Source organism: Paenibacillus albiflavus, from assembly GCF_004344915.1.
In the GTDB taxonomy this organism is placed as follows: Bacteria; Bacillota; Bacilli; order Paenibacillales; family NBRC-103111; genus Paenibacillus_AM; species Paenibacillus_AM albiflavus.
The window spans coordinates 44,435-51,717 of record NZ_SKFG01000015.1 but is presented as its reverse complement, the minus strand read 5'-3'; the positions used below and the strand labels follow the sequence as shown (position 1 = coordinate 51,717).

Annotated in this window: 7 protein-coding genes; all 7 read left to right on the top strand. The window is 43.3% G+C overall.

Annotation, left to right across the window (positions count from 1 at the left end; all coding sequences use genetic code 11):
* The first annotated feature begins 74 nt into the window (after positions 1–74).
* Positions 75–1,007 carry an IS3 family transposase gene (locus tag E0485_RS15425; protein ID WP_132417162.1) on the top strand — a complete coding sequence of 311 codons (933 nt, stop codon included), beginning with the start codon at positions 75–77 and terminating at the stop codon, positions 1,005–1,007.
* A gap of 253 nt (positions 1,008–1,260) precedes the next feature.
* Complete coding sequence (gene hisA / locus E0485_RS15420; protein ID WP_132418964.1) at positions 1,261–1,992, top strand: 1-(5-phosphoribosyl)-5-[(5-phosphoribosylamino)methylideneamino]imidazole-4-carboxamide isomerase; 732 nt, start codon at positions 1,261–1,263, stop codon at positions 1,990–1,992.
* 22 nt (positions 1,993–2,014) lie between these two features.
* Positions 2,015–2,773 (top strand): imidazole glycerol phosphate synthase subunit HisF, encoded by a 759-nt coding sequence (hisF, locus tag E0485_RS15415; protein ID WP_132418963.1) that lies wholly within the window; start codon positions 2,015–2,017, stop codon positions 2,771–2,773.
* The gene (hisIE, locus tag E0485_RS15410; RefSeq protein WP_132418962.1) at positions 2,770–3,423 is read left to right on the top strand and encodes a bifunctional phosphoribosyl-AMP cyclohydrolase/phosphoribosyl-ATP diphosphatase HisIE; all 654 of its coding nucleotides are present in this window, start codon (positions 2,770–2,772) and stop codon (positions 3,421–3,423) included. The genes hisF and hisIE overlap by 4 nt, the downstream gene beginning before the upstream one ends.
* Positions 3,424–3,433: 10 nt before the next feature.
* Positions 3,434–4,240: a histidinol-phosphatase HisJ gene (gene hisJ / locus E0485_RS15405; protein WP_132418961.1), complete on the top strand. Its 807-nt coding sequence runs from the start codon at positions 3,434–3,436 to the stop codon at positions 4,238–4,240.
* Between the two features lie 115 nt (positions 4,241–4,355).
* Positions 4,356–5,309: a ribose-phosphate diphosphokinase gene (locus E0485_RS15400; RefSeq protein WP_132418960.1), complete on the top strand. Its 954-nt coding sequence runs from the start codon at positions 4,356–4,358 to the stop codon at positions 5,307–5,309.
* A 160-nt stretch (positions 5,310–5,469) separates the two neighbouring features.
* On the top strand, positions 5,470–7,212 hold the full coding sequence (locus E0485_RS15395) for a tetratricopeptide repeat protein (protein WP_407944854.1): 1,743 nt from the start codon (positions 5,470–5,472) through the stop codon (positions 7,210–7,212).
* The last annotated feature ends 71 nt before the right edge of the window (positions 7,213–7,283 follow it).

The window sequence follows — 7,283 nt, the reverse complement described above, 5'->3', positions numbered from 1 at the left end:
GAGAAAGAACTTGAGAACGAAATCTTGCGTGAACTAGTAAAAAAGCAGAACCCTGCTTATCTGAAAAATTTGAAATAGCTCATCGTTTCATTAAGCAGGGAAATCCAGCCACACTTGTTCTAAGGATCATAGGGTTAGCAGAGTCCACTTATTACGCACGAATTAAACGAGCCAAGCAACCTAAAGAACATAAACAAACCGCTCGTAAAGGCCGTCCCTGCCCGGGATACTCCTTGACAATTAGTGGCGTTCAAATAGACGATGAGCAAATTAAGAAATGGCTCTTGGAGCTCCTAGAGGGCGAAGAGCACATCTATGGTTATAGGTGCTTAGCTCAGTGCCTTAGGAACAAATATGGACTTAGTTTGAATCCTAAAAAGTGTTATCGCTTATGCAAAGAGCTGGAAATTCTTCAGCAGCAACGCAAGAAGAAAATCAATTATCCACGTAGATTGCCTGTGAATCGAATGGTTACAGGTTCGAACCAGCTATGGCAAATGGATATTAAGTATGGTCGCGTAGTAGCTAGAAACCGCTTCTTTTTCATTCTGAGCATCATCGATATATTTGATCGTGTAATCGTTGGTTACTATGTTGGCACAACTTGTGAAGCGAAACATGCCGTTCAAGTCTTAGGAAAGGCTCTACAGGATCGCATACAACCCGGCGAGCCGCTGCCAACCATACGTACTGACAACGGCCCACAGTTCGTGAGTGCACTCTTTGAAGATATGTGTACAGCTTGGGGCGTTGTACACGAGAGGATTCCTCCGAAAACCCCTGATTTGAATGCATATATTGAGTCATTCCATAGTTTGGTGGAGCGAAATCTATTTGCCATGGAGATATTTATGACACTAGAACAGGCTTATGAAGCTATGGATCGTTATATGGACTTTTACAACAATCGTAGATTGCATGGAAGTTTGAAGCGCATGCCGCCAGCGAAGTTTTCTAAATGGATTTTAGAGCAAGAAGATCGGACGAAATTCTACAGAGCCTTGTAAACAGATGAAATAATGAGCTTTGCTAACCAAACTGGTTTTTTAATAAGGTAGACTCCAGAATAAGGGGGCCTAACCGAAAAATACAGTCAAATCCAGCCAAATATACTAATTTCCAATAATCATACGATTTTGACTGTACGAAATGCAGTCAAATGCTCAAATTAGCTGAATGTCGCCCATTTGACTGTACAAAATGCAGGCACACTCAGCATTTTTAAGGCTAAATACTCAGGAACGAAAGGAAGAGTCTATAATGTCAGATTTTATTATTTATCCCGCTATTGATATTCGCGATGGTAAATGCGTACGTCTCGTGCAGGGTGACTATAATCAAGAAACGGTCTATAACGACCAGCCAGTAGAAGTAGCGGCAGAGTGGGAAGCACAGGGGGCGCAGTGGATTCATCTGGTCGATCTTGATGGTGCTAAGGCAGGTTATCCTGTAAATGCTGACTTGATCGGGCGTATTGCGAAGTCAGTTGGCGTGCCTGTTCAGCTTGGGGGCGGGATTCGTACAGAGTCTGACATTGATCGCTTGCTCTCTCTCGGCGTATCGCGTGTGATTCTAGGTACGGCGGCAATTGAGGATCGGAAGTTCGTACATGAAGCACTTCGTAAGCATGGCGAGCGCATTGCAATAGGGATTGATGCCAGAAATGGATTCGTTGCAACTCGCGGTTGGCTTGAAACTTCAGAAGTCAAAGCCGTTGATCTCGCTGTTCAGTTAGCTGAGTATGGGGCAAGAACCTTTATTTTTACAGATATATCGCGGGATGGCATGATGGGTGGACCGAATGTCGAAGCGATTGTGGCAATGGCTGAAGCTTCAGGGCAGACGGTTATCGCATCAGGGGGTGTGAGTCAGCTAAGTGATTTAACGCGTTTAGCTCAGTATTCCACATCTGGCGTTGGTGGAGCTATTGTTGGCAAAGCTCTGTATACAGGAGCCATTCAATTATCGGATGCATTGCAGCAGATAAATTAATCTACATGAAAGGAGGAGTATTATGTTAGCCAAACGTATTATCCCTTGTCTGGATGTGAAAGACGGGCGAGTCGTAAAGGGCGTTAATTTTGTTAATTTGCGTGATGCAGGAGATCCTGTTGAGCTGGCTTCTATCTACGATAATGAAGGCGCGGATGAGCTTGTATTTTTGGATATTTCAGCTTCCGTAGAAGGCAGATCGACCATGATTGAGGTTGTTCGTAAAACTGCTGGCGAGATTACGATACCTTTTACCGTGGGCGGAGGAATTTCAACTGTTGATGATATGACAAGACTCCTCCGAGCGGGTGCAGATAAAATAAGTATTAATACGTCAGCAGTCAATAATCCGAGTCTTATATCCGATGGTGCAAGACGCTTTGGATCCCAGTGTATCGTCGTTGCTATTGATGCAAGATACAACCCCGAGTGGGGTGAGTGGGAGGTCTATACGCATGGAGGACGTAAGGAAAGCGGAATGAAAGTATTAGAGTGGGCTAAACGCGTACAAGAGCTTGGTGCAGGGGAAATTCTGTTGACATCGATGGGTGCTGATGGTACCAAAGATGGATTCGATCTGCCTCTAACGCGTGCTGTATCCCAAGCGGTATCCATACCTGTGATTGCTTCTGGTGGTGCAGGCAGCATATCCGATTTCTATGATGTATTTACAGAAGGAGCTGCTGATGCGGGATTAGCTGCGACTATTTTTCACTATAAAGAGATTGCGATTGCGGAAGTTAAAGATGATCTTCGCAGTAAAGGAGTGGAAGTACGATGACGACAATCGATCTAACAAAAATTCAATTTGATGCAAACGGACTTATACCTGCTATTGTACAGGACGCCACATCGAAGGATGTGCTTATGCTTGCCTACATGAATGAGGAGTCTCTACAACGTACGATCGAATCGAAGCAAACCTGGTTCTGGAGTCGTTCGCGTGGAGAATTGTGGAACAAGGGAGCGACATCTGGCCACATACAGCAAGTAAGAGATATCCGTTATGACTGTGATGCAGATACGCTGCTAGTGCTTGTTGACCCGCAAGGACCTGCTTGTCACAATGGTACTTACACTTGCTTTACACAATCGTTAGACGAAGCGGCTCAGCCACTGGAAGGCGAAGCGGAACGATTTGCGATTTTATCCAATCTGGAATCTGTCATCGCATCTCGCGATTTGGAGCGCCCGGTAAATTCTTATACGACTTATTTATTCGAGAAGGGAATCGATAAAATTCTGAAGAAGATTGGCGAAGAGGCTTCAGAAGTGATTATTGCCGCCAAGAATTCAGATCCTGAAGAACTAAGATATGAAGCTAGCGATCTTATTTTTCACTTGATGGTATTGCTCCGAGAACAGAAGTTGTCGCTAGATGAATTAATGGCAGAGCTTGATCGTCGTCATCTAAAAACGCGCAAAGGCTAGGTACGATAAGATGTTAATTGATTATCATACACATCATGCTCGGTGCGGTCATGCTGAGGGTAATCTTGAAGACTATGTGAAACGTGGAATTGAGATTGGATTATCCCAGCTTGGGTTATCTGATCATATGCCGCTCATTCATGTAGATCCTGCTACTTACCTCCCAGGTATGGCGATGCCAATGGAAGAGATGCCTTTTTATGTAGAAGAGGCGCTTGAACTGAAGGACAAATACAAGGGTCAGATCGATCTGCGGGTTGGATTAGAATGCGATTATATTGAAGGCTATGAAGATCAAATAGCTTCGATTATCAAGCAGTATCCTTGGGATTATGTCATAGGTTCGGTTCATTTTCTCGGAACATGGGATGTTTCGGATTATCGGCAGTTAGATGGCTGGAATAATCGTGATGTCGATGAAGTATATAGACAGTATTATGATGCTGTTCAGAAGGCAGCTCGTACAGGACTGTATGATTTTCTTGGCCATATCGATATGATCAAACGATTTGGTTACAAACCATCGGGAGATATGACCCAGTTAGAACGTCAAACGCTCGATATCATTCAAGCAAGTGATACCGCAATTGAGCTTAATGCTTCTGGATTGCGCCATACGGCTAATGAGATGTATCCTAGTCCATCCATGCTGGAATACGCTTGCCAAATAGGAGTTCCGATCACGATAGGCTCAGATGCACATCAGCCGGAACGGCTAGGAGAGAACCTGAATTTAGCATTAATTGAACTGAAAAAAGCAGGGTATTCCCAAATTGCCACTTTTTGTTCAAGAGAACGTAGACTTATTTCTTTTTAATTTCGACGGATTTCATGTATAATGGAAAAATAGGTAACAATAATCGACAGCCTGAACGAATAACTTCCCGATAAGGGAGGTTATTCGTGCGGAATCTATCCCTCGGAGGTTATCCATGCTCTCACCAGAACAAGTTAAAATTTTTTCAGGTTCATCCAATCCTCAGCTCGCACAAGATATTTGTGATGAATTAGGCTTACCGCTTGGCAAAATTAAGCTATCAAAATTCAAAAGTGGTGAAAGCTATTGCTGCTACCAGGAAAGCGTTCGTAATTGCGACGTATACTTAGTTCAAACGTTCTCTCATCCGATCAATGATCATATGATGGAACTGTTAATTATGATGGATGCAGCAAAAAGGGCATCGGCAAGAACGATTACCCTTGTGATTCCTTATTACGGTTATTCCCGTCAGGAAAGAAAAGCAGCGCCTCGTGAGCCGATCTCGGCTAAACTGGTTGCAGATTTGTTCAGAGCAGCAGGTGCACATCGTCTAATTACAATTGATCTTCATGCACCAGCTATTCAAGGTTTCTTCAACATTCCTGTTGATCACCTGACAGCACTTGATGTAATCAGTGATTATATGATGAAAAAGAATGTTAAGAATCCGATCATCGTATCTCCTGATGCAGGCCGTGCAACAACTGCCGAGAAGATGGCTAACATCCTGAATGCGCCATTTGCTATCATGATCAAAAAACGTCCAGAGCATAATCAATCCGTAATTACACATGTCATTGGGGATGTTAAGGATCGTACTCCTATTATCATTGAAGATATGATTGACACTGGTTCTACGATTGTTAATGTGGTTGAAGGACTTAAGGAGCGTGGTGCACATGATGCATTCATATGCGCGACACATCCTGTATTCTCTGGTCCAGCACTAGAGCGTCTTGATCATCCAAATATTCAAGAAGTTGTTATTACGGATTCTATCGCGATTCCAAGTGACCATCCAGAACGCTTTAAGGTTCTATCTGTTGCTCCATTATTAAGCAGCGCGATCAACATTGTTTCAGCAGGTGGTTCTATTTCATCCTTATTTAAACACGGTGGCGTATAGTCCTGATTTGGTATGTGAAGTGGTCTATGCTATACTTAGCAAAACTTAGATTTGAAATATTAGCAAGTATATCCAATACTTAGCTTCTATTTCTCGCAGAAACGACAGCCGTCTTTTCACAAGACGGTGTAATCGTATCTACTTGCCTAGGAGGTGCCTTATTATGGACAAAAAGCGAGTTTCCGCGAACACACATATGAAAGTCATACCCATTCGTTTGGATGCTTCGTTCTTTTTCGAAAGAGCTGTCCAATCGCTCGATCGATACCACTACGATAAGGCATTAAAATATTTTCGTCGGGCTATCGAATTCGAGAAAGATAACCCAATGAATTATTGTAATCTAGCTGGTGTATTATCTGAAATGGGCCAATTCGAAGAGTCCAATCAGGTGCTCCAGGAAGTAATAGATACCATAGACCCTTCCATGATTGAATGCCATTACTATATGGCTAACAATTATGCCAATATGGAACGTTTTGAATTAGCGGAAGAAGCTCTCGGATACTACTTGGAGAATGACCCCAAAGGGAGTTTTCTAGAAGAATCCGATGAATTGATGGATTATTTGTCTTATGAGCTTCAACGTCCAACACGAATTAAACAGATTAAAGCCAGAGAGGGATTGTTTGAGCACGACGGCGCGCGTGGTCTATTGGAGGAAGGTCGATTTACGGAAGCGACAAGAATGCTTGAAGCAATCGTAGAGAAGCAGCCAGACTTCATGGCAGCCCGTAATAATCTGGCTTTAGCCTATTACTATACAGGTTTATTTGATAAATCGGTTGCAACGATCAAGGAAGTACTGGAGCTAGAGCCTGGCAATTTGCATGCGTTATGCAACTTGGCTATTTTCTATCAGCATCTAGGCCTTGAAGCTGAAGTGCAAGAACTGATTCGCACACTTCGCAAAACCTATCCTATGCAGCTTGATCATATGTTCAAAATGGCTACGACGATGGGAATTCTAGGCGAGCATGATGGAGCCTATCAATTGTTTAAGCGTCTGCTTAAACTTGGTGAAGGTGAATCCGACCCTAGTTTGTTCCACTATACAGCCGTAGCTGCTTGCAGCATTGGACGCTATGAGGAAGCTAGACGGATGTGGAAGCAGGTACAGAAGCTGGATCCAGGTTCTGAAGTTGCAGCCTACTACCTTCGCTATCTGGATACGAAGGACGAAAGTCAAGAAGCTATTAAATTGCATTATCATTATCATTTGCCGTTCGAGGAGCAATTTCGTGCCCTTACGAAATCCGAACATGGAATACCAGAGGGGCTGAAAGAAGATCCACTCGTACGGTCGTCTTTTTTCTGGGCGCTTAGACATGGTGATTATGCGACAAAGCTCCAAGTGATTCAAGCGTTCGGTTTAATAGGGGATAATGAAGTGCGAGAAGCCCTTACCGATTTCATCGCGGATGCGAATGAAGACGACTATTTGAAGCGTGCAGCCATATTCGTACTTCGTGATATGGGAATCAAAGAGCCGCTAATGGCTCATCTTGGTGGCGAATCTAGAATGGTCAAGGATGCAGCATTCGGTCTGAATTTGCCAACTTGGGAAGCCAAGTGGCAGGCAGTGATTGAGCTTGCCCATCGCAATATGCACGGTCGATATGATTTAATTGAGCAGCATGACTTAGAAACGATGTGGATTGAATTTCTAACGCGTGTTTATCCCAATGTTCCTAGAATTACCAAAGTCGAGGGATGGGCTGCTGCACTTGAATATTTAACAGCCAAAATGTATCATCGTGCTATTTCCTACCATGAAGTAGCCGCTCGTTATCAAGCTTCCGTATCAACAATTAGGAAGAATGTCAAACTAATTGATGAGGTATGCGGCTTGAAAGACAAAATGGATGCAATCCTTTCACAGCTATTGAAGATCAAGCAGTAATTGCGATATGATCTTCAGCCAATGAATCGACGTATAAGCTAATTACCTCATAGATTCTTACGATGGAAGGA